Genomic DNA, 25,604 nt, shown 5'->3' on the forward strand with positions numbered 1-25,604 from the left:
GTGTATTTTTTATATCGTAAAATTTATTATTATCTCTTACGATAATGGTACCGGCCGGATCAATATAAGGGGGTAATCGAATGATTGAAAATAGAAATGCATATATCGCAGCAACCATCTATGCAATCATTATCGGATTGTCATTTATGTTTGTTAAAGTGACATTAACGGTTGCAACACCGTTAGATACATTGGCTCATCGGTTTACCATTGCATGGATCGCTGCCACAGTGTTGTTCGTGTTAAAAAAAGAATCGATCAAGGTAACAAAAAAGGATGTACAGCAGATTGCCTTGTTAGCCATCTTATATCCGACACTCTTTTTTGCTTTTCAAGTATTTGGGTTAGTGCATACATCTTCATCGGAAGCTGGTATTATTCAAGCAACAATACCAATTTTTACGTTGATTTTTGCAAGTATCATATTAAAGGAAACATCTACACGCAGTCAAAAAATAGCTATTGGTTTATCTGTAATCGGTGTGATGTATATTATGTACATGAACGGGGCAGGGGACACAAATACAAGTCTCTTCGGGGCCGGTTTAATTTTACTTTCAGCACTTACCTCCTCACTATACAACGTATTTGCCAGAAAGTTAACACAACGCTATTCGTTATTCACTATCTCATATATCATGACCTTGTTTGGGTTTATAGCTTTTAATGGACTGTCACTTACAAACCATATAATGAATAGGACAGTGGATCAATTTATGCAACCTTTTGGACACTGGGATTTTGTTCTTGCCATTTTATATTTAGGTATCCTATCGTCTTTAGGAACGTCCTATCTTTCCAACTATGCATTATCAAAAATAGATGCATCGAAAATGAGTGTTTTCAGTAATTTTGCTACGCTCATTACCATTTTAGCAGGGGTCATTTTTTTAAAAGAGGAATTTCATTTATACCACATAGCAGGATCCATTATCATTATCATCGGTGTTGTTGGTACAAACTATTTTGGTGCAAGGGGCAAATCAAATGAAAAAATATAGTCTCTTGCTAATCATAAGCTTCATTTGGGGATCTCAATTTTTCTTCATGGAATTAGTAACGAATGATGTAGGTTCCATTTCGTTGTCTGCTTTGAAAGCACTGATCGGAGCAATTTGTTTATCAGTGATTGGTCTGTTCCAATCAAAGAAAAACTACACAACCAATACTAAAAAATATTATTGGATTGCACTTTTTGAAGTAGTCTTGCCGTTTATTCTTATTGCACAAGGCCAAAAGTACGTATCAAGCAGTATTGCATCTATGCTAATCGCAATGGTTCCAGTCTTCACATTAGTATTTTTCGTATTGCTCTTCAAAAAGAAAGCAAAAAAATTTGAAATAGTCAGCATAGTATTAGGATTTTTAGGAATTGTGATCTTGTCTTGTCCTACGCAAGGAATTATGAACGTTTCAGGTAATATATTGGGTAATGTGTTGCTCATTCTTGCTGCTATAAGTTTTGCATTGTCTTTAATTCTAATGGAAAAATTAGAAGATGGTTTTCCTGTGGTCCATATGAGAAATGTTTTATGGATTGCAAGTATCGTCTTAATCCCACTCGCACTCCTTTTTGAAAAGCCATTGCAAATGGACATTAATCATACACAAATATTTTCTATTATTATTTTAGGAATGTTCCACGCTGGAATCGTCTATATGCTGTATAATCTATTGATTCAAAGGGAAGGAGCTCTGTTTGCATCTTTCAGCAACTATATTGTACCGGTCATTGGTGTCATTCTAGGCTTTGTCGTTTTAAAAGAACCATTATTTTTACAACATAAGATTGGTATGGTTATCATTCTTTTTGCTCTTTTATTTTCGAATGAGGACATTTTTAGAAAATGGGTGCATAAATTATGAAAAAAACGCTTTCATTTCACTTAAATCACTAGGAGTAATAGCTATAGCAATAGTGCTTTTTCTAGCTATTGTTTTTATAGTTAATATGATTAGTAATAAATCGGAGCAAGGGAAAATAGAATCTTATGGTCAATCTGTACGAGTAGACGGGAAAAATATGAATGTTACAATTCAAGGAAAAGGCGAAGAAATAGTAGTGTTACTACCAGGTTTTGGAACAGCGGCACCAGCACTTGATTTTAAGCTGCTAGTAGATGAACTATCTCCATTTTACAAAGTTGTTGTGATTGAGCCTTTCGGTTATGGATTAAGTGATGAAACCGAAAAAGAGAGAAGCACGGAGAATATTGTAAGCGAAATTCATGAAGCTTTACAGCAGCTTAATATTGACCGTTACACTCTAATGGGCCATTCCATTGCAGGCATTTACGGACTGGATTATGTGAACAAATATCCAAACGAAGTGAGTGCATTTGTCGGAATCGATAGTAGTGTTCCAACACAAGGTGGTATGGATGATGACTTTCCATTAGAAACTTTTAAATTACTCAAAAAATCAGGTCTCTTAAGATTGATCATGAAACTAGATGGTGACCCATATGCTTCACGATCATTTGATGATAAAACAAAAGAACAAATGAAAATGATTACGAATAAAAACTTGAATAATGCCACTACCTTGAATGAAATGGAAAATATTTCTTCTAATTTTATAGGTGCTCAAAATTTAACATTCCCAGAAAATCTTCCTACTATTTTCTTTATACAAGCGAATAACACAGACGTTGAAGGATGGATACCACTGCATAAAGAGCAAGTCAAAGATGCTGTTCATGGAAAAGTGATGACACATGAAGGAGAACATTATTTACACCATACGAATTCAAAAGAGATCGTTGAAAACTTTAGGGAATTTATAAAAGAAATAAAATAATGTAAAAAAGTTGAAAGCCTTAATTCAAGAGGAGAGAAAATCTCAGAGCGTCAAAAAGTGCAAGTAATCTATGAATTAGGGAGTAAATATACGATCATCGAATTAGTGAATGTAGCTGGCATCCCACGCAGTGCGTATTACTACTGGGCTGGAAAAATAATATATATGTCGATTAATTTGCAGGAGGAGACATAAAAACCCTTTTTAAGATATATATTAACTCTAGATTTAATATGAATGGGGAATTATATTATGGAAAATATTAATAGTGTTGAACTAAAGCATTTTTCAAGTGAGTATTTGACAGGATTGAACTCTTTTGTACTTACAGACGAACAAAAACAATTTTCTGCATTGCCAAACAAATTTGGGGAAGCTACTGATGGACAGCATCGTATAGTTATTTTAAGTGATAATACACCTGTTGGTTTCTTTCTACTAAATTCAAACGACCGAGTAAAGAAATACTCCACTAATCTGAACGCTTTGTTATTAACTGCACTATCAATTAATATTACAGAGCAAGGAAAAGGCTACGCTAAACAAGGGATGTCATTACTGCATGAGTTTGTTAAATCAGAATTCCCTAAATGTGATGAAATTGTATTAGTTGTAGATAAAGATAATATTCCAGCACAAAAACTATATTTAAAAGTAGGATTTGAAGATACAAATGAGAGACAAATAGGACGTATCGGCGAAGAAATTATCATGAGACTATCAATAAAATAATGTAAGACCACAACTAAAAATAACTGCATTTTACGATGCACCAAATTTATCAATTATACAAATAGAAAAACGGTTAGCTAATTACCATAAATTTTAAAAAAAGATTGATTAAAATGGATTCATTGTTGGGATTTTGTTTGCATTATATGAGAATTAAAAGGTCAGTTAAATACTAGGTAATACTTTCCGTTTAGGAAGTTTTTCGGCAGCTTTTATGGAACGGATATTTTCTTCTCGAATCCGCATAAAAACCGTCTCAATACCTAGCTCATTAAAGAGTTCTTTAAAAAAAAGCATCTTTAGCAGGTCTATTATATCCTTTTCCGTGATACGGTTTTCCAATCCAAGTACCTAAGAATCCGGAATTATCTATTATGGAATTTATAAAGCTGAAGGGGGTTTTTATAGATTTTAAGATACAATTGATTTTTGATAATAAGATGTTGTATGAACTAGAGTAAAATAAAAATTTGTAAGCGACCTTGTCATTCCTATTAGGATACACAAGGTCGCTTAAATTATTTCTTCTTGAGTTACCATTACTTTGTAATCTAATCCTTTCATTGTTTTATTTATTTTTTAATACCAGTTTCAGTATTTTTCTAAGAGAAGATTCGTATTTTTGAAAAAGGGGGATGGCTAAGAAGTATTCTTTAGAAAAAACAGAGCTCTCTTGATACCCAACGTATATATTATACGTCTTCGCCTTTCGCTATTTCATTGGTATCACCTTCTTTTAATTTAGTAAGATTATCATACAATAAAAATTTTATGTTGTAAATATAAAAGTCGGAATTTTCTGAAAAATATCAAAAAAAGTAGTTTTATATACTTTTTTCTACTCTAGTTTTTTAAGAGAATCGGATCTTATACAGCAATTCCAAATAGTTGAGTGTAGACAGAAAAGATGGGACCTCATACATGTCGATATGTTTAACAGGATTTATATAGAACCACTTTTATGCTTCATGAAAAATATGAATAAAATATAAACAAGGATTCTTGAATCAAATCCCTTTCCAATATACAATATACAATATATAATATCTAGAATATTTTGAAAATTAGAGGTTATATTGAAAGGAGTGAAATTATATATCTATTCAACAATTACAAGAAAGTTATATGTCTATACTACAATTACGAGAAAATGAGATGAAATACTGTGCTCTATTTGAACATGCAACTGATGCAATTTACCTATTAGAATTGAATGAGGATCGATTTCCAATTCGATTTCTCGACGTAAATCCAGTTGCATGTAAAAGATTAGGTTATAGTAAGGAAAAAATTCTTTCCATATCTGTTATGGATTTTCTTCCTGAAAACATTAAAACTATAAACATTATAAAAGATTTCGAAAAGGGAAAACATTACTTCACTTTCCGAGACGAATATGTTTTTAAAATAGAAGAGAAAATAGATACTGAGTTTATTATCGATATCTTTAGATTAGGTGAAAAAGAAGTTGCAATGGTTATTACTCGAGATATCACTGAACGTTTAAAAACGGAAGAGTTACTACGAAAATCAGGGAAGATTGATGTGGTAGGACAATTAGCTACAGCAATTGCTCATGAAATTCGAAATCCACTAACAACTATTAAAGGATTTATACAACTAATACAATCAATGAAAAATAAAGAAAATCAGTGGTACATAGATGTAATATCATCAGAAATTGAACAAATAGAAGTAATTACAAATAGATTTATGATAGTAGCTAAACCACAAGCAGTAAAGATTCAACTCAATAATTTGAGCATGTTAGCAGAACAAGTTATAACGCTACTTCAACCTAAAGCAATGATGAATAATATACAAATCAGAACAGTGCTTAAATCAGAAATTCCCTACATACCTTGTGAAGGAAACCAATTAAAACAAGTGTTTATCAATATCTTAGAAAATGCAATTGAAGCGATGTCAACGGGAGGAGAAATTTTGGTTCAAATCGATACACTTGATAGTCATCAAGTAAGTATTTGTTTTATCGATCAAGGATGTGGGATCCCAATAGAACGTATCCCATATCTTGGAGAACCTTTTTATAGTATCAAAGAAAAAGGGGTTGGTTTAGGGTTAATGATCTGCTATGAAATTGTGGAAGCACATCAAGGAAAGATAGTTATTGAAAGTGAAATGAATAAAGGAACAACAGTTAATGTTATTCTTCCCATCTATTATCTTTCTTATCAAAGGATTCTTTTAATTTCTTTCATGGGAAAGGCTTTTCAGTGATTCCAGACGTTGCTGTACGACTGGATATGACTACTTACAAATATTGATTGATTAGTATATCTTATACAAGACTTTATGCAATTTCAGAGTGGGAAATTAATACCAAGGCGCTTAGAAGCCTTGGTATTTCTATGATGTATAAAACCGTGCAAATCCGTGAAATTTCACGGACTGCACGGAATGTAGGAATGACGAGGTTTCCCAAGGGAATCCAACTTCTGATTTTTCAAGGTTTCTTATAGTAATTTTGATCAAACTTTGTTTCAAAGCTACAGTTATTAATAACTTAACACTAACATTAACCTTAAGATAATGGCACTGCGAATGTCTAAAACCAAGGAGAGTTGTGTCAACTCTACAATAGGTCTTATGCAACAACGGGTGCTTTACTTCAATAAGGAAGGTTGCTGAGGCAGCCTTTTTCTTATGGCACTAAAGGGGCAGGTTAGTTCAACAATGTAAAATAAATTTTTCAAAACATGCGAAACTTGTAGAAAAAGAGAGAAAAAGAGAAGAAAGGAGAGGAAAACACATAAAATCTAAAAATTCTGAATATTTACAATAAAAAGATTATTTATTATAATAAGGACAAGTAAACCTCGATATACACAAAAAATTTTTAATAAGAAAGAAGGTGATTCCAATGAATTGAGTTAGGCGAAAGCGTGATATACATTACGCTGGGTATTAACATGATCGTATCTTCCCTTCTTTTCAATTAACGTGATCTTATTTTCTCTAAGCGAAACCATCCCTTCCCTAAGAGAAACCAATCTATAGCAATTTATATAGAAAAGAGGGTGATACCACTGGACTAACGAAAGGTGCATACTTATGCATACGCTAGATATTAATTTGGTTTAAAATCTAGTATGAGTTTATTATAAAGCACCTTAAAATAAGTTTTTTATAATGAAAGGATTAGTAAAAAACAATGAGTGAGGAAATAGTATAAGCGACCATGTCATTCGATTAGGATGAACAAGGTCGCTTATTTTCGTGGCAGGTTAGCAAGATTGTGAAGGTTTGTACTTAAACTAACGGGTGCTTTATTTCCATAAGGAAGGTTGCTAAGGCATCCTTTATAGCACTAAAGGGGCAGTATAGTTCAATAAGGTTTCATTCCTTTCTATGGGTTATTTTGGCAAGAAATGAATTGAAACCATCATTGATTCGTAAAACGTATAAGAGGAAACTCTAAAAAAGGAATTGAAGAATTTTGGCACAGTATTTCTTTTTACTAATCTTATCATTTGTAATGCTTGTGGGAATATAAATTGAAAAAGAAAAACGGAGATACGTATAAGATACCGATGAAGGACATTCTTGGAGTCGCCTCTTTATTTCTCCTATCAGGGACCCTATTTGTTTATTCTTTGTTAGACCTGCCTAACGTTTTAGCTGATAAGACGAAACGATGGTCATGTGGTAGGACCCCTTAAAAATACTTTGTACCAACCTTATCCATACTCTATAGATGATGCTTTATCATGGATTGAGCATCATCTTGATAATTTTAATGCTAATAAATCATATGAATTTGCTATAACAGATAAGGAAAGTGGAGAATTATATGGAGCTATAGCGCTATCTAACAGCCAAAAGTTTAATCATGGTGAATTAGCCTATTGGATTGGTGAAAAATTTTGGGGAAATGGATATGCTACAGAGGCAGCTCAAGCTATATTTAATTTTGCATTTGAAGAAAAGCAATACCATAAAGTATTTGCTCGTTACTTTAATTCAAATCCAGCTTCAGGAAGAGTGATGCGAAAATTAGGATTGAAAAAAGAACGGATATTAATTGACCATGTGAGGAAAGAAAATCGATTTGAAGATCTGTGTATTTTGGAATTATTTACTCAGTAGGAGTATAGATTATACTGCTTATTTGTAATTGGTTTCGTTTTTTGCTTTATTTAAATAATATAAAAAGCCTAACTTTCTCTTTAAAGAGAAAGTTAGGCTTTTTTCATTTTTTATGTTTGGGTCCGACCTCGGCCCAAACCCTTATTAGAAAGCAAAGCAAGTACAACCAATACCCCATTTAGTTCCATCTTTTCCTATTACGGTATGAGTGTGTTGATGGAGAGGGTTACTGCAACTATGTTTGTGATCATGGGTATCGTGAGAAAGTATATTGTGGGCTAGGTTAGCACCACCATAACCATAAACTCCCGTCGGTGACCAATCAGGTGATGCTGGCGGCAATTCAGGTGATAAATTTTTAAATTCATCATTTCCATAAACAACCTGCCCACCCATAATGGTGAGTAATGATTCAAGGTCTTTGATTTCTTCTTCTGGCACAGTAAAGTAGTCAGCAGACAATACAGCAATATCAGCAAACTGACCTACTGCAAGGGTACCCTTTTTATCTTCATCACCGGAGAACCATGCACTTCCTTTGGAATATAGTTCCAGGGCTACTTTTCTGTCAAGTTTATTCTTTTCATCGTATATCGAAAGACCACCAATAGTTTTTCCTGCAACCATCCAGTAAAGAGCAACCCAAGGGTTATAGCTGGAAACCCTCGTTGCATCACTACCGGCACCAACAGGTATACCCAGGTCTAGCATACGATAAATCGGAGGAGTATGCTTTGCAGCTTCCTTTCCGTATAAATCAACAAAGTATTCACCTTGGAAAGCCATGCGGTCTTGGATGGCAATACCGCCATTTAATGCCTTAACACGTTCCATACTACGATCTGAGATTGTTTCTGCATGGTCAAACCACCAGCGTAGACCATTAAAAGGAATTTCCCTGTTGACTTCCTCAAAAACATTTAAGAAACGTGTTATTGACTCGTCATAAGTTGCATGTAAACGGAATGGCCAACGGTTTTCCACCAATAGAGAAATTACTTTCTTTAAGTCAGCTTCCATCACCGTAGCAAGGTCGGGACGCGGCATTTGAAATTTTTCAAAATCGGCTGCCGAGAATACTAACATTTCTCCGGCACCATTCATTTTATACTTATCATTTCCTTGACCCGGAGAAACAATTTTTGCCCATGAAGCAAAGTCTTCATATTCATGATCTGGATTTTGCGTAAAAAGATTATAAGCAATACGCAAAGTTAATTGATCCTTCTCGGCTAAATGTTCAACAACTTTGTAATCATCAGGATAATTTTGGAATCCACCACCTGCGTCAATGGCACTTGTGATACCTAATCTATTTAATTCGCGCATAAAATGGCGAGTAGAGTTAATCTGGTCGTCAATATTAAGTACTGGAGCTCTACCCAAACTTGAATATAGAATAGAAGCGTTAGGATTGGCAATTAAAAGACCCGTTGGATTACCTCGTTTATCTCGCTGAATTAAACAGCCCGGAGGGTCTGGGGTATCTTTTGTGTATCCCAGTGCACGCAACCCTGCACGATTTACAAGTGCTCTATCGTAAAGATGTAGCACAAAGACAGGTGTGTCTTCAGAAACAGCATTAATCTCTTCCAAAGTTGGCATCCGTCTTTCTTTAAATTGAAATTCAGACCAACCTCCAACTACTCTTACCCACTGGGGAGCAGGTGTACGCCTTGCCTGCTCTCTAAGCATTTCCAGAGCAATAGCAAGTGATGGCACACCTTCCCAGCGCAATTCCATATTATAATGAAGACCGCCACGAATAACGTGTATATGAGAGTCATTCAAGCCCGGAATAGCTCTCTTTCTTTTAAGGTCTATTTTTTTGGTTTTTTCAGTGGCACTATCAAGAAGCTCATCTCCACCTACTGCAGTGATTAAACCATCAGTTATGGCGATAGCTGATACCTCAGGTTGAGATGGGTCAAGGGTAGTGATTTTTCCGTTATATAAGATCATATCCGGTAAATTCATGTTCACACCTCGTCTACTTCCTATTATTCTGTAACCATGGATGAAATATTTTACCGAGAATCGGCATTACTACCCATGATAGCAAAGACACTATACATACTGAAACAAAAAAAGTTGACATAATAGGATTCATATTTTTTATAATAGGTCCTATCACTATAGGAACCAACTTGCTAAGAGGCCATACACCAAGAACGGTAACAATGGACATTTTCCATTTTGGCGGTGGAACTGGCGTTTTCGGAGTAACAAACCAATAAGCCAAACTGCTTTCAGTTTTGTAAGTTGGATTAGTAGCTTGAAATGGTTCTGCCTTTTTTAACAAATCTCGACGAATATCTGATTCTTGCCAAGCACGTAGATGCTCATACGTATCAAAGCGAAAAACAACAGTATACTCTCTGGATCCGTTATTGGGGACTATTAGATTTACGCCTAAATGCCCTGGAAATTTAGTAGCCGCAACTTCAATTTCATGTCTCCACGTTTCAAACTGTTTTTCTCTACCTTCTTGAATTTCCCATGTAACAATCGTTGTTACTGGACCACCAGCATCCATAGTGTTCCCTGTATGAGTTTCTCCGAAAGTTACTCTTTCTTGATTCATATTTTCCTGCTTGGAGGCGCGCCATGTACCATAGTATATGCGTATTCCACGCCTTGACCATAAGCACCAGTGTGTTCTTTTACAATTTCCATAACAGCATCATAAGTGTCTTTGCGTGCCCAGTCACGTTGGTATTCAAGTAAAACTTGAATTGCTGTCACTGGAATTGCTCCAGCTTGTTCTACACGACGCATAGCAGCGTTATGTGCTGTCAAACTAGTACCACCTGAAGCATCATCAACTGCATAAACTTCATAGCCAGCTTTAATTGCTTCAAGCACAGGGAATGCAAGGCAAACTTCAGTCCAAAGTGCTGCAAATATCAATTTCTTTCTACCTGTTGCTTTAACTGCCTCAACAAATTTTGTATCTTCCCAAGAGTTCATTGAACTACGTTCTATAATTTCATGGTTTGGGAATATGTCAAGAATTTGTGGCCAAAAATAACCAGAAAAGCTTTGTGTTTCAACTGTAGTTAGAATAGTAGGTACGTTAAAAGCTTTTGCTGATTTAGCAAGCAGCATAACGTTATTCATTAATGTTTGTCTGTCAATGCTTGCAACTCCAAAAGTCATTTGAGGCTGAAAATCGATCAAAATTAATGCACTGTTCTCCGGGGTTAACAATTCTAAATTACTCATATTAAAACACTCCTTTTTTTAAATTGTTTCATCTTAAAGGCAATTATTAGTTTCAGCTGTAATCGAAAAAATAAAAGCCTTGCCATACTTCTTATATAAAAAGGAGCGCTGATTAAATCAGCGCTAAATTTATGCATTTTGTTTACTAAGATCTCGCTGAGCTCCCATATAGCTTCCAATTATATTTTGATAACCTGGAAGATTACTAGCAAGTAAATTGCCAAAACCTTCGACATCGTTGCGCCAATCGCGTTGTAATTCGCACGCTACGCTAAACCAGTTCATAAGTTGCACGCCACTATGTGCCATACGCGTATTGGCAGCTTCTGCAACTTGTTTACTGAAAGTTCCTGAAGCATCTGTAACAGCAAATACTTCATACCCAGCTTTTATAGCGGAAAGTGCCGGGAATGCAACGCAAACATCCGTAACTACGCCCGCGATAATAAGTTGTTTTTTTCCAGTTTCTTCGATTGCTTTTACAAAATCATCATTATCCCATGCGTTAATTTGTCCAGGACGAGCTATTTTTGGCGCGTCAGGAAAAAGATCAACCAATTCTTGCATTAGTGGTCCATTAGGTCCGTTTTCAAAGCTTGTTGTTAAAATAACAGGTAAATCAAAAAACTTAGCAGTGTGAGCAAGAGCCAAAACATTGTTCTTGAATTCATCAACACCATAGTCACGCACTAGTCCAGCCATAAGACCAGTTTGATGATCCACTAAAAGAACGACAGCATCATCTTTATTAATACGAGAATAGAGATCAGACATTATGTATTCCTCCTAAAAATTAAGTAATCGAAGAAAGTTTAAATATTATTATAAATTCCTTCGTTTGTTACAATCGATTTATAACTAAACTGACTAATGATATTAGTTTAGCTATAAACTTAAGACACGTCAATAATTTCCTCAAAGTTAGAAAAAACAATTAAACTATTTTAAAAAAATGCTTCTATTAATCTAAAGCAGGAGTTTTATCTATCCAATTTATAAATTGTTGTAAATAAAGCTGAAGATAACGTATTGTCTTTTCGTCAGTAAGCACTTTCTGATCGGAATCAATCTTTTCATGTACTTGGGAAATCAGCACTTTTTGAAATGGAAGAACATGAGCTTGCATAGCTTCTAGTATTTCTCTGATTTGTATTTGAGCATAAACAGTACCTAATCCCCCAGGAGTTGCACCAATTAAACCAACCGGTTTTCTACTAAGAACTGCAGATTCCCTAGGTCTTGATGCCCAGTCCAATGCATTCTTTAATACGCCTGGAATTCCGGAATTGTACTCTGGACTTACAATAATGATACCGTCAACGTCCTGGATAGCAGATTTAAATGATGTCACTGCTTCTGGAACACTTATTTCTAAGTCTTCATTAAAAAAAGGTAGATTATTAATCTCAATCCAACGAAATTGATGGGAATCATCCATCTCTGTTAATGATTGAGCAATGATCCGATTATAAGAGTTTTTTCGTAAACTACCACAAATAAGGCCTATGGTCTTTGTCATATATTTCCTCCTTTGTTAAAATCACCTCATCGTACCATGATATACCAACATAAAAAAGTGGCTTTATGCCTAATCATCAAACTGTTTAATTTAATGAAGTGTTTAGTACAAAAAATCTAGGATGTAAGGATTTCTCATTAGTTTTCTTGTAAAAACTTCAATAATGTCAACCACAACTATAACTTTTTTCTCCTTCTGACCTATTTCATATGAATCATTGGAAATCATATATCATCAATATCACTTTGATATCGAAAATGTTGGGCGATACCCCTTTATTTAACCAACTTAATAATGGGTATTGTGAATAATTTCCATGCTTCTTTTTTTAATAAAATTAAAGATCCAATATTTATAGACAATAAAAAACTTCGGACAAAGGAAAAAACACCCATAAAGTCGTATATACAATTATCGACAAATTGGCGATGCTTTTTTAAGGTTAGTGTCTAACCAGAAATAAAAATGGGAGTGAAAATAATATGAGTAAAAAAACGATGGGTATTCACCACATTACTGCAATTGTTGGTCATCCTCAAGAGAATGTTGATTTCTATTCAGGTGTATTAGGTTTACGTTTAGTGAAAAAAACTGTCAATTTTGATGATCCAGGTACCTACCATCTTTATTTTGGTAATGAGGGTGGAAAACCAGGAACAATCATGACTTTTTTTCCATGGGCAGGAGCTAGTCAAGGAAAAATTGGTGATGGTCAAGTAGGCGTTACATCTTATGTTGTTCCAAAAGGAGCTATGAAGTTCTGGAAAAAAAGACTGGAATCCTTCGATATTCCTTTTACTGTAAGGGAGCGCTTTAGCGAGGAATACTTGGAATTTGATGACCCTCATGGGCTACACTTGGAAATTGTTGAAAGGGAAGAAGGGGAGGTAAATACATGGACCTTTGGCGGGGTAACACCTGAGGTAGCTATTAAAGGCTTTGGCGGTGCTACTTTATTATCGGCCTATCCTGACAAAACGGCTGTATTGTTAGAAAACATATTGGGACTAGAATTAATAGGCAAGGAAGGCGACTTTGCACGTTACCGTTCTTCAGCAGAAATTGGCAATGTCATTGACTTAAAATTAATGCCAATAGGACGCGGGACAATGGGTGCTGGAACCGTACACCACATTGCATGGCGGGCAAAGGATGATCAAGACCAATTGGAATGGCAAAAATATGTTGAGGAAAATGGATATGGGGTAACTCCTGTACGAGATCGAAACTATTTTAATGCGATTTACTTTAAAGAACACGGGGAAATTCTCTTTGAGATTGCAACAGATCCTCCAGGATTTGCCCACGATGAATCCCAAGCGACGATGGGAGAAAAATTAATGTTGCCAGAGCAGTATGAAGAGTTTAGAGGGCAGATTAAACAAAGTTTATTACCATTTGAGGTAAGAGAATTAGAGTTGTGAGTTGGTTAGCCGGTACAAATTATGCAAAATTAGGTGAGGTTTATTCTTTAGAGAGACCTAATTAATTTCTTGATCAAAGTAATGAAAAGAATAGGAATGGTGAGGTTGCAAAAAACAACAGGGATCCATCATATAACAGCAATGGTGAACGATGCCCAGAAAAGTATTGATTTTTATGCTGGCATACTGGGGTTAAGACTTGTAAAAAAGACGATAAACTTTGATCGTCCAGAAGTCTATCATCTTTATTTTGGAAATGAAACTGGTCAACCTGGATCTGTTATAACCTTTTTTCCGTGGCCAAAGCAGTTAAAAGGTCGAATTGGTACAGGACAGGTTGGAGTAACCAGTTTTATCATCCCGAATCAATCGATTAAATTTTGGGAAAATCGTTTGAAAAAATTTAGAATTAGGTTTATTCAATCAGTACGTTTTGGAGAAAAATATTTACAATTTCAAGATCCAGATGGTCTCGAAATTGAATTAGTGGAACGAAATGAAGGGCCAAAAAATAATTGGAGTTTTGGAGAAGTCGATTCAGAGGTTGCAATTAAAGGGCTTGGTGGTGCTATTTTAATTTCAACTCAGCCTAATAAAACTGCGAATGTGCTTGAAAAGGTATTAGGGCTCGAATGTCTTGGGCAAGAAGCGAGCTTCCTTAGGTTTAAATCTGAGGGTCAGTTTGGAAATACAATTGATATTAAACTAACTCCTTCGGTTCGCGGGTTAAAAGGGGCTGGAACTGTTCACCATATCGCATGGAGGGCAAAGGATGAACAAGAGCTTTTGAGATGGAGAACACTTCTTCAAGATAAGGAGTATTATCCGACTGAGATTCGTGATCGAAACTACTTCAAAGCTGTGTATTTCCATGAACAAGGCGGTATCCTTTTTGAAATAGCGACCGATCCGCCAGGCTTTTCCGTTGATGAAGCTGTCGCTGAGCTTGGAAATAAACTGATGTTACCATCTTGGCTGGAGCCAAAACGAGAAGAATTAGAAGAAGCCTTACCTACTGTGGAAGTTCGCGTTCTGGAGGAAGATCAATCATGAAACATATATTTAATGAGGGTAAAGATATAACAAAACCGACCTTATTATTACTACATGGTACTGGCGGAAATGAATTAGATTTATTACCTATAGCGGGAAGGATTGATGACGAAGCTTCAGTGCTAAGTGTCCGCGGAAATGTATTGGAAAATGGAATGCCTCGATTCTTTCGGAGATTAGCTGAAGGTGTATTCGATGAAGAAGATCTGATTTTCCGTACGGAAGAATTAAATCAGTTTCTTGATGATTCTGCTGCAAAGTATAATTTTGATCGAGAAAACATCATTGCTATTGGCTACTCAAATGGAGCTAATATAGCTGCTAGTTTATTATTTCACTATCAAAATGCATTAAAGGGAGCCATTCTCCATCACCCCATGGTACCGAGAAAAGGAATTGTTCTTCCTGATTTGTTGGGAAAGTCAGTATTTATTGCTGCTGGTAAAAATGATCCCATATGTTCGCCGATGGAATCTACTGAACTTCAATCCTTATTTGAAAAGGCTAATGCAAAAGTTGAAATTCATTGGGAAAATAGGGGGCATCAATTGACTGTTGATGAAGTTGAAGCTGCGGCTCATTGGTATCGTAGGGTCTTTTAAACTTTAGTAATACAAATTAAATTTTTTGTAAATAATTTAAAACTTGCAAAGTGAAATCGATAACTAAGCCTTGATGTTTTAGGAAGGGCTGTGATTCCTAATTCTAACTTAATTGAAGATACCCCAATTGGAGTTGCTTAGAAATTTCTAAATTCGATTTTTCAGTTTAAGTTCTTCAATATTTTCAATAATTTCCACACCTTGGATTAAACAAATAAATTGTAATCTAATAATATTAATTGATTTAATATTTTTTGAATAATTTTATAATTCCGATACAGGGAATATAATAATCCTATAAACATTTTGCAAAAAAATATTTTAAATGTTTTGATGTAAAGAGTTTTTTTGATTAGAGAAGCAAGAATATAGATTTAATAATGAAAATTCTGGGAGGAAATTATATGGCGAAATTTACTGTAGGTAATGAAAATCATGCTCCAATTGAACTTTATTATGAGGACCATGGTTCAGGGAAACCCGTTGTTTTAATACATGGTTGGCCTTTAAGTGGACGCTCTTGGGAATATCAGGTGCCTGCTCTTATTGAAGCAGGTTACAGAGTCATAACATATGATCGTCGAGGATTTGGAAAATCATCTCAGCCGTGGGAAGGATATGAATATGAGACATTTGCTTCTGATTTACATAAACTGTTAGAACATTTAGATCTTCAAAATGTCACACTTGTTGGTTTTTCTATGGGTGGAGGTGAGGTAGCTCGATACATTAGTACGTATGGAACAGATCGTATTGAAAAGGCTGTTTTTGCTGGAGCAGTTCCTCCTTATTTATACAAATCAGAGGATCATCCTGAAGGAGCATTAGATGATGCAACAATTGAAGAATTCAAAAGTGGCGTGATAAATGACCGCCTTGCATTTCTTGACAAATTTACGAAGGGATTTTTCGCGGCTGGCAATCGAACAGATTTAGTTAGTGAGCCATTCCGTTTATATAATCGGGATATTGCAGCTAGTGCATCACCTAAGGGAACGCTCGATTGTATTACTGCCTTTAGTAAGACAGATTTTAGAAAGGACTTGGAAAAGTTCGATATACCTACGCTTATTATTCACGGTGACTCTGATGCAACCGTACCTTTTGAGTTAAGTGGAAAACGTACATATGATTCCATTCCTAATAGTAAGCTCGCTCTAATAAAGGGTGGTCCGCATGGATTAAACGCAACTCATGCAAAAGAATTTAATGAAGCGTTACTAACATTTTTAAAAGATTAATAAGATGGAGGAGCATTCTTCTTTCTTTTTTATAAGGTTGTAGAAAAACTCTTAATTATATCGTATGAGACGGTGTGGAGGGTTTGCTGGAAGTGACCATAATAACAAAAGATAAAATGTTAAAGCAGTAAAATAACTCCTTAGTCACATGCACTTTAGTTGAAAAAGCATCACAAAAGGATCTTCGTTTGATCTGAACCCAAAAAGTTAGGCACGAAATTTAAGCAACTTCCTTGGCATGAATTCGGTGTCAAGCTAGACTAAATAAATATAAAAGAAGATACTGGTTAGGAGAAAAACATTACTTGAATATAGAGAAACCAATTAGAAATGCAGAAATAATATATAATGTATGAATATTTTTTCGTGAACTCTAGGATTATTTTCCTTCTACGGCTCTTTTTGGTTGTTCCACAAACCCAGCTAATAGTTGGTAACTACTTATTCAAGAATCGGGCGCGATTGCGGAGTAAAACTTAGTTTTTTAAAAGACTTTGATGCTAAAGCATACTTTATAAAAAATTTAACAACTTTAATTTACCCCCATCTAAAACAGGACGGGGGTATGCCTGTTTGAAGTATTAAATTTAAATAACTTATTGTAATCTTGACATTTCCATATTGCTGGTGGTGACAGCTTCGCTGGTACTACCCCTAATAGTATCTTATCTCAATATGTTGAAATGCTTCCTGAAAACGGAAAGGTTTTAAACATAGGTATTGGAGAGGGAAGAAATGCCCTTTTTTTGCTAAACAGGGATTTGCTGTTGAGGGTATCGATATTTCGGAAACAGAAGTAGAACGTTGTTTGGAACTTTCGAAAGAGCACGATTTGAATATTAACGCTAAAGTTCAAGATATAACTTCTTTTGAGATTGAACCAAATAAATATTCTTTAATTATACTTTCTAATGTACTTAATTTTTTTCCTGATAAGGATATTAAAATTATTATCGAAAAGGTGAAAAATGGGTTGATTAAAAATGGGTTGGTATATATTAATGCCTTTGATAAATTTACCTTTTTAAAATTAATCAACTAAAAATATAATTTAGGGATCTCTTTAGAGGTTCTTTTTTTGTTCATAATTAAAAATTTTATAGGCTAGACCCTAGAAACGTTTTAGTTTAATAGAATAAATTCCACCTGAATAAGTAAGGGGAGTTTAATTTAATAGAATATACTCCACTTCATTAAGTAAGAGGGCGAATTTAAATGTTAAATATGAAAATTTATAAATTATGTGTATATTTACGTATGATTATGTAGTCCATAATATAAATTAAATCTATGTTTTTATTAGAGTAATCTTGAAAGCGCATAATAACGTTGATATGTTGTTTATTGTTTTATTTATTTATCTAATATTTAAATTACCACTATTCAGATTATGGTTAAACCGAAGTAAAAGAGTCTAAATTTATACTATCTTTTTCATTATTCTGCTGATTTTTTTCTTTCCAGGAGTCTAAGAAGGAAAGAACTTTCCACCGATGATTAAACTAGCACTTCCTTAAATTAGTACGAAAAACCGAACTGATTAATAACGAACTAAGAGCGATTAATAATTCGTTACTAAATAGAGTAGTTAAAATCCCTATTGGTAGTTCATTCTTAATATTGCATTGGTCGGTTGTAAAAAAATAATATGTTAAAAAATCAAACAACTTATAGAATACGTGTTGTAAAGAATGAAATTGGCAGCCCCTGTTAATTTTAATCAAGATCGGAAGCAAGACAATAAGCAAAGTGAAACATTAGATTGATTAAGCTCTGCTCAATCAATTATCCAAGAAGCCGTTCCATTGTTAGGGTATAACAATGATATGTATGAGTTGTTAAAAGTACCGCTTAAAATCCTTACATTACGCATCCCCATTCGGTGGATGATAATTCTGTAAAAATATTTACCGGATATCGTTCTCAACATAACGATGCAGTTGGCCCTACGGAAGGGGAGGGACGTTTTCATCCAGATGTAAATGAAGAGGAAGTAAAAACATTATCCAAGTGGATGAGTATAAAATGCGGCAAAAGAAAACTTCTCAAGGGAAGGGACTACAACCAGGTAGGAGGTCAAATACGTTGCATTATTTAAATTCCAAAGATTTAGATAGGGAATGGGCAGAATTGATAGTATGTGCTCGAGAGTTAGGTATATCTATTGATGAAATAAGAGAATTCTTAAATCAATCTTCTAGACCTGATTTGAAGTGAACCCAAAAAGTTAGACACTTTATTTAATTAGGCAACCTTGAGGGCATGAACCCGGTAATCTACTGGGCTCATGCCTTTTAGTTTTACTTTGATTCGTCGGTGATTGTAATAATGGATATAATCTTCCAGTTCCTTTTTGAAATGCTCCATGCTGTCGAACTTCTGTAAATAAAGTAATTCCGATTTCAGTAAGCCAAAGAAGTTTTCTATGACGGCATTGTCTAAACAATTTCCTTTGCGGGACATGCTTTGTATAATGTTATGTCTTTTCAAATCATGTGAGTATTGTTTCATCTGGTAATGCCAGCCCTGATCTGAATGGAGAACGGGGGAATCTTTCGATTCCAATCGCATAAAGGCTTGGTCTAGCATCTTGGAGACTAAGGGATAAACAGGACGTGATTCGATATTGTAAGCAATGATCTCTCCATTAAATAAATCTAGAATGGGCGATAAATACAACTTCTCACCGTGTAAATGAAATTCAGTTACGTCCGTAACCCATTTTTGATTTGGCTTTGTTGCCTTAAAATTACGATTGAGGATATTAGGCGCAACCTTTCCAATCTTGCCTTTGTATGAACGGTATTTCTTCATACGGACCAGACACTTTAGTCCCAACTCCTTCATCAATCGAAGGACCGTTTTATGGTTCATTGAAATCCCTCTATTACGTAATTCCAATGTAATGCGTCGATACCCATATCTCCCTTTATTCGTATGAAATATCTCCTGAATAACTGGCTTTATTTCTTCGTATTTATCCTGACGCCCGAAGGCGTTTATCCAATAATAATAGGTACTCCTTGCCAGATTTGCGACGGACAGAAGTAGCTTTAAATTAAAATCTCCCCTTAGCTCATGTACTACTTTCGCTTTTTGCGTTCGGACGCTTCGCTTTCTTGAACTAAGGCTCTCAACTTTTTTAAATATGCATTCTCTGCACGTAATCTTTCATTTTCAGCCTGTAACGCCTCTAATGACCCTTCTACTGGTTTTTTCTTCGTTTCTTTTTTCATGGATGGACGCCCCTTTTTCTTCGTTTCAAGAGCGTCAACTCCGTACTCCTCCAATTGCTTTAGCCAATTAGTAATGGTAGAAGGAGAAGCAATGTTATACACAGCAGCTGCATGGGTACTAGACACTCCAAAATCGTTCATATAGTTTAGTACATCCATCTTAAAGCTAATATCATAATTTGTATAGGTAGACATTAGCCCATCTATCCCATGTTCTTTATAATGCGCCACCCATTGCTTTAAAGGAGTCAAACTGATATTAAATTGATTGGCTACAGTTCTAAATGAGTCCATTCCTTCTAAATAAACAAGGACAGCTTTTAATTTCAACTCTAATGAATATTTTGTCATAAAAAAAGCACCTCCAATTGTTAGATGGTGTCTAACAATTGGGGTGCAGTTCAATTAAGGTCTTTTTTTATTTCATCTTTTATCTCGTGCGCAGTTTAACGACAAAAGGTATGTTTAGTCTCCTGCTCTGTCCTTCTAATCATTTATTTAGCTATTGTTTCGATTACTACTATTCAGAAAAGTATCCTTTTTATTCAAGTATGGCTTCTACCTGGGAGAGCTAGCTACCATAACACGATTCTACCCTGAAAAATATGAGATGCGACTGCATCGGGTCGTTCCGTTGAAATAAATTGAAGAAAGGGAGAATAGGGTTTATCCTCAATGTGGGAATGGAACCTACAGGCCATTACATGATTAATCTTTCAAATTTAAACAAATTGGGGTTGTAACGGTAAACCCTCACTTAGTAAAAAGGAATTGAGAAAACCGTGATGATACTCAGTCGAATAGAAAGATGCCCTGGTCATCCGCTAATATGGTGAAAGATGTTCCCATGCCTTTGTCAGGAACACTTCAAAATCATTATATTTTCCTATTATATGAAGTTCAGAGGTGAATTCTCATTAGTTTTATTCAATGCGTATTTACGCTAAATCTGATTTCATGCAGTATAAGGACCGATGCATAAGTTTATTTTCATGAAAAATTTTAATTGATGTGTATATTTACGTATTATTATGTAGTTCATAATATAAATTAAATCTATGTTTTTATTAATGTAGTTTGATGAACTTTAGCCTTGAATCGGACCTTGAAAATACAGTCTGACAATAAATAGTTAATATAAAAAAATGAAAATCGTTACCAAAAAGGACATCTGCCTCTTGAAAGAGGGTTCTTTTGGCTTGGTAGGCATGAGGGAAACAGTCGAGCTGCACGAATTCGAAATGAAAATTGATTCACACAACCAGGGGCAGGTACTTTGGTGTTTATAAAAGTTCCCTATCATTTACAAATTTTAGAGAATAAGAATAGGCATTTAAATAAATTAGGAGGAAGAAGCCGTTGAATACTAGTATCACCATTATCGATGACCATCAGCTTTTCCGTGAAGGCGTTAAGCGTATATTAGATTTTGAATCCTCCTTTGATGTTGTTGCCGAAGGCAATGACGGAAGCGAGGCTATGGATCTTGTTAAAACACACAAACCAGATGTTGTTATCATGGATATCAACATGCCGAATATGAACGGTGTCGAAGCGACTAAAATGCTTGTAAACCGTTACCCTGAAACGAAAGTCATCATTTTATCGATTCATGATGATGAAAACTATGTACAGCATGCATTGAAAACAGGAGCACAAGGTTATCTCTTGAAAGAAATGGATGCAGATGAGTTAATTGATGCTGTTCGTGTAGTCGTAGAAGGTGGCTCATACCTTCATCCAAAGGTGACCCATAATCTAGTCAAAGAATATCGCCGTTTAGCTGCTGAAGAGGGGGCTGATCGTGATTCAGTGCATGCTGTAGAGATCAGAAGACCGCGTCACCTATTGACTCGACGCGAGTGTGAAGTTCTTCAACTTTTAGCAGACGGAAAAAGCAACCGTGCCATCGGCGAAACTTTATACATTAGTGAAAAAACAGTAAAAAACCATGTGAGTAGCATTCTTCAAAAAATGAATGTAAACGACCGTACACAGGCTGTTGTTCTAGCTATTAAAAAAAGCTGGGTAGAAGTGAAATAATTTACCTTATGATAAGCCCGGCTCTTCAGTTTTCGCAATGCTTGCTGAAGAGCTGGACTTTTTCATGAAACGAGCCTTAGAAGCAATTCTAAATGCTCGTTTTTTTTGAGGTTATATTGTTATTTTGAAAAAATTGACTTTTTCACTGTTTTTATGGAGTCCTTCACTTGTTTTAAACATGGAAATCTACTATTCCGAACTGTGTCCTTCCTTCTTCTCTTCCCTAATTAGTGGAAAGCAGGTTTATCTCTAGGTTGGAACTCCCTGAGTAAAAAAGGAAAACTCAAGCCATGCCATGAAGGCCATTTTATTGAACTTTGAGGATTACTTTTGATAAGTGATGATGAAATTGCGGAATTACCTTATCAGAGTTTCCTTCACATTATAGGAGAGAATCCTCAATCATTATAGGTCGGTGTGAAAATTTGGGACATTCCTACACCTCCAAACCCACATTCAATGCGGGTTTCCTGGTCGCAAGCAACGCCCAGGATGCTTGCATTAATTCCTTCTTGAAAGTTAGATACGGCTCCCTTAAAGTTACACGCCACCGGTGTGGGTAATTCGGAGCAAAATAGAAAAAGGAACAAGGCATGCACTTAATAAATAATAATAATCTTCAAGGTACTCAGTATAATAAAAAAAGGTTAAGGAGTTGGTTTGTATGAAAATACATTAGTAAAAAAGCCATGCTAAAATAAACAGCAGATTCAATTAAATAAATTACCGCACAGTTTGTGTCAACTCTACAATAAGTCATTATAGAACTAAAGGGGCAGAATAGTTGAATAAGGTATATATATAAGTGCACTAATTCAAGGAGGAATTGTACACTTTTTTATTGCAAGTAAATTAAACAAACGGACGTTTAATAATTCAAAAAAGAAAACGACATTAGAGCTGGCTGGACACACAGAGTACGAACTAACACGGTAGTTATTATTTAATCTATTTAATCATCACATCGATAGCTTTTAGAATAATAAAAAAGACCCTTAAAGGGTCTCATGATAAGTAAATTGACTACTTAAGAAATTATCACATAGTTATCATTTAAAGAGTTAGGAGTTAACGCCAAGTTGCCGGAGAATATCATGCTTATCAACATGAGATCTTTTCTCAATGATTTTGCCGTCCGCAATTCGTAAAAGCATCAGAAGAGAAAATTTAACGTTTTTTCCAGTTGCGGAGACACCATGAAATGGAGTACCTTTATGCGTACCTTCAAATATGAAATAAACGGCTACTTGATCTCCTTCAGCTACCATAGATTTAATCGGCATTTTGAAGCCTGGAAAAGCATCAAAGTTTTTCTTTTCTGATTCGATAAGACCTTCTACGCCAAAAAAAGGCGTATCAACTTGTGGATAAAATACAAAGTCTTGATGGCAGAAATCTTTAAGTGCCTCATAGTTCTCTTGTTCAATTGCTTCATAAAAACGACGAACAAATTCTTTATTTGTTTCAACTGACATGTGATCTCTCCTCTCGTTCAACATGAAAACGAAAATGTTTTGTCTGTTTTAAAATGTATATGATTCGCCATCATCTGGGACTAAAACAGTAGAAGAGATCCCCTTTTCATCAAGAAAGCTTTTTAATTCGTTTTTTGATAGTGTCCAGTGATTGACAGCTTCCATGTGGCTCACAATAATCTGAGCGTTAGGGGCAGACTTGTACACTTCATAGATATCCTCTTTCCCCATGATGAGAGAACCGCCTTCAAGGAATTGGTTATTTCCACCATTTACAGCAATGATTTCTGGTTTATTTGTATCGATCACTTCTTGGACTGCGTCATACCATACTGTATCTCCAGCTACATATAACGTTTTTTCTTTTGAATGTTTGAAGACAACGCCACATACTAAACCAGCAAGTTTTAATATTTCTCCTCTTCCGTGCTCGCCTTTTGTTTTGATTAATTGGATACCCTCAAAGACTGTATCTTCTTGTAAAGCCTCTACATTTTGGAAACCGGCGTTTCTAACTTCTGTAGCATCTTCTTCATTTTGAACAAACATTTTGATACCTTTTGGCAATACCTCTTTGGCAACATCATCAAAGTGGTCTAGATGTAGGTGAGTGACAATGACAGCATCTATATCATGAATAATATTTTCAATCGATGTTGGTAAACTAACTAAAGGATTAAATTGATCTTGTCTTAATGAATTTGGGAACGGTGGGTACGTACTTTTCTCAGCTAACATCGGATCTATTAAAAACTTTTTGCCTGCATATTCGACAACAAGTGTGGCATTTCGAATTTGTTTAATATTCATCTTTATCGCTCCTTTTCTTTGATCTACGTATAGTTTATACTATGGCCAATTAGCAAATACATAGATGAAATCAAGTCTTTTGCCCATTTGACTTGATAAATGAAAGGATTTGAATAAATGTTAGATAATACGGATATGGGTATCTTGCATGAACTATCCAAAAACAGTCGAATCACGATGAAAGAATTGGGTGAGAAAGTCCATTTGACTGGTCAAGCAGCTGCATCTAGAGTTGCCAAATTAGAAGATAATGGAGTGATTGAGGGATATGCTATTAAAGTTAATCAAGTTAAATTAGGTTGCTTTATCCATGCTTTTATTACTATCATTACACAAAGCACTTATCACCAACCTTATCTATCGTTCATAAAAACACAAGAACAATACATCATAAATAACTATAAAATCAGTGGAGATGGCTGTTATCTTCTTGAATGCAAATTTCCATCAAATGAACTTTTAAATCAATTTTTGGAAGACTTAAACGAGCATGCAAATTATAAATTATCAATTGTTATTAATAAATAGTGTTATACGGAGAGTTTGTGAACAAATATACTTAAACTAACGGGTGCTTTAGCTGAAGTTCGGAGCTGTCTTTGAGGCAGCTTTTTCTTCAACTAACAGGTGCGATTGTAAAAAAATATAGAAGGTGATCCCATATCATGAATGTACAAGTAAAGCTTAAAGATATTATTGAAGAATTGGAAATTCAGTTTGAAGAGTCTCAATCATTTCTAAATATTAAAACTGGTGAGATTATTTTTGTAACTTCTAATGATTTGAGAGCTGCTGAAGATGATGAACCATTCGATCATTTACCTGATTGGCAACAAGAAAATTTAAGGGGGGCTAATGATGTTGTTGAAAACTTTGAGAATTATATAGAGTTACCAACTAAATATGATGTCAATGAATATGAAATGATGGAAGACTTTTGCCTAACTGTTAGTGATCTACGAAAGCAAAATACTTTATTATTAGAAATCAAGGGAAAGGGTGCCTTTAGAAGATTTAAGGACAAAATAATAGTTTTTGAAATCGAAGATCAATGGTATTTATATCGTGATGAGCGTTTTAAACAAATTGCTAAAGAATGGTGTCAAGATAATAACGTCAACTATATTGAATAGATAACTCTAGTGTGCCTTGTCTAAATAACCTATACCGGTCTCCCGCCTTTCTTACCTCTTGATCTTGCTGCTTGAAGATCCGACTTTGTTCGTTCACTAATATTAAGCTCGAAAATGAAAAATTAAGCTACAAAGTTTTTTGATTTGCCATGGTCCGGCCAAAGATTAAAGCACTTCAAAAAGGCTCAGGAGCAAGCAGCG

Annotated in this window: 22 protein-coding genes and 5 pseudogenes; 16 read left to right on the forward strand and 11 right to left on the reverse strand. The window is 35.0% G+C overall.

Annotation, left to right across the window (positions count from 1 at the left end):
• The first annotated feature begins 80 nt into the window (after positions 1 to 80).
• The 4 genes from QNH43_RS08560 (at position 81) to QNH43_RS08580 (ending at position 3,532) form a co-directional block, all read left to right on the forward strand.
• Positions 81 to 1,001, forward strand: a complete 921-nt coding sequence (locus tag QNH43_RS08560) for a DMT family transporter (RefSeq protein WP_283917469.1) — start codon at positions 81 to 83, stop codon at positions 999 to 1,001.
• The gene (locus tag QNH43_RS08565) at positions 988 to 1,866 is read left to right on the forward strand and encodes a DMT family transporter (protein WP_283917470.1); all 879 of its coding nucleotides are present in this window, start codon (positions 988 to 990) and stop codon (positions 1,864 to 1,866) included. Before QNH43_RS08560 ends, QNH43_RS08565 begins: the two co-directional genes overlap by 14 nt.
• Positions 1,829 to 2,800, forward strand: coding sequence for an alpha/beta fold hydrolase (locus QNH43_RS08570; RefSeq protein WP_283918316.1), 972 nt, complete (start codon positions 1,829 to 1,831; stop codon positions 2,798 to 2,800). The genes QNH43_RS08565 and QNH43_RS08570 overlap by 38 nt, the downstream gene beginning before the upstream one ends.
• Before the next feature lie 252 nt (positions 2,801 to 3,052).
• The gene (locus QNH43_RS08580; protein WP_283917471.1) at positions 3,053 to 3,532 is read left to right on the forward strand and encodes a GNAT family N-acetyltransferase; all 480 of its coding nucleotides are present in this window, start codon (positions 3,053 to 3,055) and stop codon (positions 3,530 to 3,532) included.
• A gap of 192 nt (positions 3,533 to 3,724) precedes the next feature.
• Here the strand turns inward: QNH43_RS08580 and QNH43_RS08585 are convergent.
• Positions 3,725 to 3,908, reverse strand: a pseudogene (locus QNH43_RS08585) (GNAT family N-acetyltransferase); the annotation flags it as partial.
• Positions 3,909 to 4,669: 761 nt separating this feature from the next.
• On the opposite strand from QNH43_RS08585, the pseudogene QNH43_RS08590 reads away from it, so the two are divergent.
• Positions 4,670 to 5,773 (forward strand): annotated as a pseudogene (locus QNH43_RS08590) (ATP-binding protein); the annotation flags it as partial.
• Positions 5,774 to 7,198: 1,425 nt separating this feature from the next.
• Positions 7,199 to 7,642, forward strand: a complete 444-nt coding sequence (locus QNH43_RS08595; protein ID WP_349654809.1) for a GNAT family N-acetyltransferase — start codon at positions 7,199 to 7,201, stop codon at positions 7,640 to 7,642.
• 144 nt (positions 7,643 to 7,786) lie between these two features.
• On the opposite strand, the gene QNH43_RS08600 is transcribed toward QNH43_RS08595, so the two are convergent.
• From QNH43_RS08600 to QNH43_RS08620, 5 genes are all read right to left on the reverse strand, one after another.
• On the reverse strand, positions 7,787 to 9,619 hold the full coding sequence (locus QNH43_RS08600) for an amidohydrolase (protein WP_283917472.1): 1,833 nt from the start codon (positions 9,617 to 9,619) through the stop codon (positions 7,787 to 7,789).
• A 13-nt stretch (positions 9,620 to 9,632) separates the two neighbouring features.
• Positions 9,633 to 10,226, reverse strand: a complete 594-nt coding sequence (locus tag QNH43_RS08605) for an antibiotic biosynthesis monooxygenase (protein ID WP_283917473.1) — start codon at positions 10,224 to 10,226, stop codon at positions 9,633 to 9,635.
• Positions 10,223 to 10,867: a hydrolase gene (locus QNH43_RS08610; protein WP_283917474.1), complete on the reverse strand. Its 645-nt coding sequence runs from the start codon at positions 10,865 to 10,867 to the stop codon at positions 10,223 to 10,225. Before QNH43_RS08610 ends, QNH43_RS08605 begins: the two co-directional genes overlap by 4 nt.
• 129 nt (positions 10,868 to 10,996) lie before the next feature.
• Positions 10,997 to 11,641, reverse strand: coding sequence for an isochorismate family cysteine hydrolase YcaC (gene ycaC, locus QNH43_RS08615; protein ID WP_283917475.1), 645 nt, complete (start codon positions 11,639 to 11,641; stop codon positions 10,997 to 10,999).
• Positions 11,642 to 11,828: 187 nt separating this feature from the next.
• Positions 11,829 to 12,386: an NADPH-dependent FMN reductase gene (locus tag QNH43_RS08620; protein WP_283917476.1), complete on the reverse strand. Its 558-nt coding sequence runs from the start codon at positions 12,384 to 12,386 to the stop codon at positions 11,829 to 11,831.
• Positions 12,387 to 12,868: 482 nt separating this feature from the next.
• Here QNH43_RS08620 and QNH43_RS08625 point away from each other — a divergent pair, with 482 nt between their 5' ends.
• The 7 genes and pseudogenes from QNH43_RS08625 (at position 12,869) to QNH43_RS08655 (ending at position 18,923) form a co-directional block, all read left to right on the forward strand.
• Complete coding sequence (locus QNH43_RS08625) at positions 12,869 to 13,810, forward strand: ring-cleaving dioxygenase (RefSeq protein ID WP_283917477.1); 942 nt, start codon at positions 12,869 to 12,871, stop codon at positions 13,808 to 13,810.
• 105 nt (positions 13,811 to 13,915) lie between these two features.
• Positions 13,916 to 14,863 (forward strand): ring-cleaving dioxygenase, encoded by a 948-nt coding sequence (locus tag QNH43_RS08630; protein WP_283918318.1) that lies wholly within the window; start codon positions 13,916 to 13,918, stop codon positions 14,861 to 14,863.
• A complete protein-coding gene (locus QNH43_RS08635; RefSeq protein WP_283917478.1) occupies positions 14,860 to 15,465 on the forward strand; it encodes an alpha/beta hydrolase in 606 nt (201 codons plus the stop codon). The genes QNH43_RS08630 and QNH43_RS08635 overlap by 4 nt, the downstream gene beginning before the upstream one ends.
• A gap of 404 nt (positions 15,466 to 15,869) precedes the next feature.
• The gene (locus QNH43_RS08640) at positions 15,870 to 16,706 is read left to right on the forward strand and encodes an alpha/beta fold hydrolase (protein WP_283917479.1); all 837 of its coding nucleotides are present in this window, start codon (positions 15,870 to 15,872) and stop codon (positions 16,704 to 16,706) included.
• A gap of 739 nt (positions 16,707 to 17,445) precedes the next feature.
• Positions 17,446 to 17,748 (forward strand): annotated as a pseudogene (locus QNH43_RS08645) (class I SAM-dependent methyltransferase); the annotation flags it as partial.
• Positions 17,749 to 18,490: 742 nt separating this feature from the next.
• A pseudogene (locus tag QNH43_RS08650) lies at positions 18,491 to 18,738 on the forward strand (Glu/Leu/Phe/Val dehydrogenase dimerization domain-containing protein); the annotation flags it as partial.
• 53 nt (positions 18,739 to 18,791) lie between these two features.
• The gene (locus QNH43_RS08655) at positions 18,792 to 18,923 is read left to right on the forward strand and encodes an anti-repressor SinI family protein (protein ID WP_283917480.1); all 132 of its coding nucleotides are present in this window, start codon (positions 18,792 to 18,794) and stop codon (positions 18,921 to 18,923) included.
• 27 nt (positions 18,924 to 18,950) lie between these two features.
• Here the strand turns inward: QNH43_RS08655 and QNH43_RS08660 are convergent.
• Both QNH43_RS08660 and QNH43_RS08665 read right to left on the reverse strand, forming a co-directional pair.
• Positions 18,951 to 20,293 (reverse strand): IS3 family transposase gene (locus QNH43_RS08660; protein WP_283917481.1). Its coding sequence is split into 2 segments (ribosomal slippage): positions 18,951 to 19,852 and positions 19,852 to 20,293, totalling 1,344 coding nucleotides; the frame shifts between segments, so codons are not numbered across the junction.
• Between the two features lie 224 nt (positions 20,294 to 20,517).
• Complete coding sequence (locus QNH43_RS08665; protein ID WP_283917482.1) at positions 20,518 to 20,643, reverse strand: spore germination protein; 126 nt, start codon at positions 20,641 to 20,643, stop codon at positions 20,518 to 20,520.
• A 658-nt stretch (positions 20,644 to 21,301) separates the two neighbouring features.
• Here QNH43_RS08665 and QNH43_RS08670 point away from each other — a divergent pair.
• Positions 21,302 to 21,985 carry a response regulator gene (locus tag QNH43_RS08670; RefSeq protein ID WP_283917483.1) on the forward strand — a complete coding sequence of 228 codons (684 nt, stop codon included), beginning with the start codon at positions 21,302 to 21,304 and terminating at the stop codon, positions 21,983 to 21,985.
• Between the two features lie 1,061 nt (positions 21,986 to 23,046).
• Here the strand turns inward: QNH43_RS08670 and QNH43_RS08675 are convergent.
• The gene (locus tag QNH43_RS08675; RefSeq protein ID WP_283917484.1) at positions 23,047 to 23,460 is read right to left on the reverse strand and encodes an ester cyclase; all 414 of its coding nucleotides are present in this window, start codon (positions 23,458 to 23,460) and stop codon (positions 23,047 to 23,049) included.
• Positions 23,461 to 23,508: 48 nt separating this feature from the next.
• A complete protein-coding gene (locus tag QNH43_RS08680; protein WP_283917485.1) occupies positions 23,509 to 24,270 on the reverse strand; it encodes an MBL fold metallo-hydrolase in 762 nt (253 codons plus the stop codon).
• 117 nt (positions 24,271 to 24,387) lie between these two features.
• On the opposite strand from QNH43_RS08680, the gene QNH43_RS08685 reads away from it, so the two are divergent.
• Entirely contained in the window at positions 24,388 to 24,798 is a 411-nt protein-coding gene (locus QNH43_RS08685) for an Lrp/AsnC family transcriptional regulator (RefSeq protein ID WP_283917486.1), read from the forward strand.
• A gap of 137 nt (positions 24,799 to 24,935) precedes the next feature.
• The gene (locus tag QNH43_RS08690; protein WP_283917487.1) at positions 24,936 to 25,403 is read left to right on the forward strand and encodes a UPF0158 family protein; all 468 of its coding nucleotides are present in this window, start codon (positions 24,936 to 24,938) and stop codon (positions 25,401 to 25,403) included.
• 35 nt (positions 25,404 to 25,438) lie between these two features.
• Here QNH43_RS08690 and QNH43_RS27735 read toward each other — a convergent pair.
• Positions 25,439 to 25,504 (reverse strand): annotated as a pseudogene (locus tag QNH43_RS27735) (recombinase family protein); the annotation flags it as partial.
• Between the last annotated feature and the right edge of the window lie 100 nt (positions 25,505 to 25,604).

Origin of the sequence: Peribacillus simplex (assembly GCF_030123325.1) — a bacterium.
GTDB lineage: Bacteria > Bacillota > Bacilli > Bacillales > DSM-1321 > Peribacillus > Peribacillus simplex_D.

Bases quoted from the DNA above. Each gene is read 5' to 3' on its own strand.
- QNH43_RS08560 (WP_283917469.1), top strand. From the start codon at position 81: ATGATTGAAAATAGAAATGCATATATCGCAGCAACCATCTATGCAATC.
- QNH43_RS08565 (WP_283917470.1), top strand. From the start codon at position 988: ATGAAAAAATATAGTCTCTTGCTAATCATAAGCTTCATTTGGGGATCT.
- QNH43_RS08570 (WP_283918316.1), top strand. From the start codon at position 1,829: ATGAGGACATTTTTAGAAAATGGGTGCATAAATTATGAAAAAAACGCT.
- QNH43_RS08580 (WP_283917471.1), top strand. From the start codon at position 3,053: ATGGAAAATATTAATAGTGTTGAACTAAAGCATTTTTCAAGTGAGTAT.
- QNH43_RS08600 (WP_283917472.1), bottom strand. From the start codon at position 9,619: ATGAATTTACCGGATATGATCTTATATAACGGAAAAATCACTACCCTT.
- QNH43_RS08605 (WP_283917473.1), bottom strand. From the start codon at position 10,226: ATGAATCAAGAAAGAGTAACTTTCGGAGAAACTCATACAGGGAACACT.
- QNH43_RS08610 (WP_283917474.1), bottom strand. From the start codon at position 10,867: ATGAGTAATTTAGAATTGTTAACCCCGGAGAACAGTGCATTAATTTTG.
- ycaC (WP_283917475.1), bottom strand. From the start codon at position 11,641: ATGTCTGATCTCTATTCTCGTATTAATAAAGATGATGCTGTCGTTCTT.
- QNH43_RS08620 (WP_283917476.1), bottom strand. From the start codon at position 12,386: ATGACAAAGACCATAGGCCTTATTTGTGGTAGTTTACGAAAAAACTCT.
- QNH43_RS08625 (WP_283917477.1), top strand. From the start codon at position 12,869: ATGAGTAAAAAAACGATGGGTATTCACCACATTACTGCAATTGTTGGT.
- QNH43_RS08635 (WP_283917478.1), top strand. From the start codon at position 14,860: ATGAAACATATATTTAATGAGGGTAAAGATATAACAAAACCGACCTTA.
- QNH43_RS08640 (WP_283917479.1), top strand. From the start codon at position 15,870: ATGGCGAAATTTACTGTAGGTAATGAAAATCATGCTCCAATTGAACTT.
- QNH43_RS08665 (WP_283917482.1), bottom strand. From the start codon at position 20,643: ATGGCCTGTAGGTTCCATTCCCACATTGAGGATAAACCCTATTCTCCC.
- QNH43_RS08675 (WP_283917484.1), bottom strand. From the start codon at position 23,460: ATGTCAGTTGAAACAAATAAAGAATTTGTTCGTCGTTTTTATGAAGCA.
- QNH43_RS08680 (WP_283917485.1), bottom strand. From the start codon at position 24,270: ATGAATATTAAACAAATTCGAAATGCCACACTTGTTGTCGAATATGCA.
- QNH43_RS08685 (WP_283917486.1), top strand. From the start codon at position 24,388: ATGTTAGATAATACGGATATGGGTATCTTGCATGAACTATCCAAAAAC.
- QNH43_RS08690 (WP_283917487.1), top strand. From the start codon at position 24,936: ATGAATGTACAAGTAAAGCTTAAAGATATTATTGAAGAATTGGAAATT.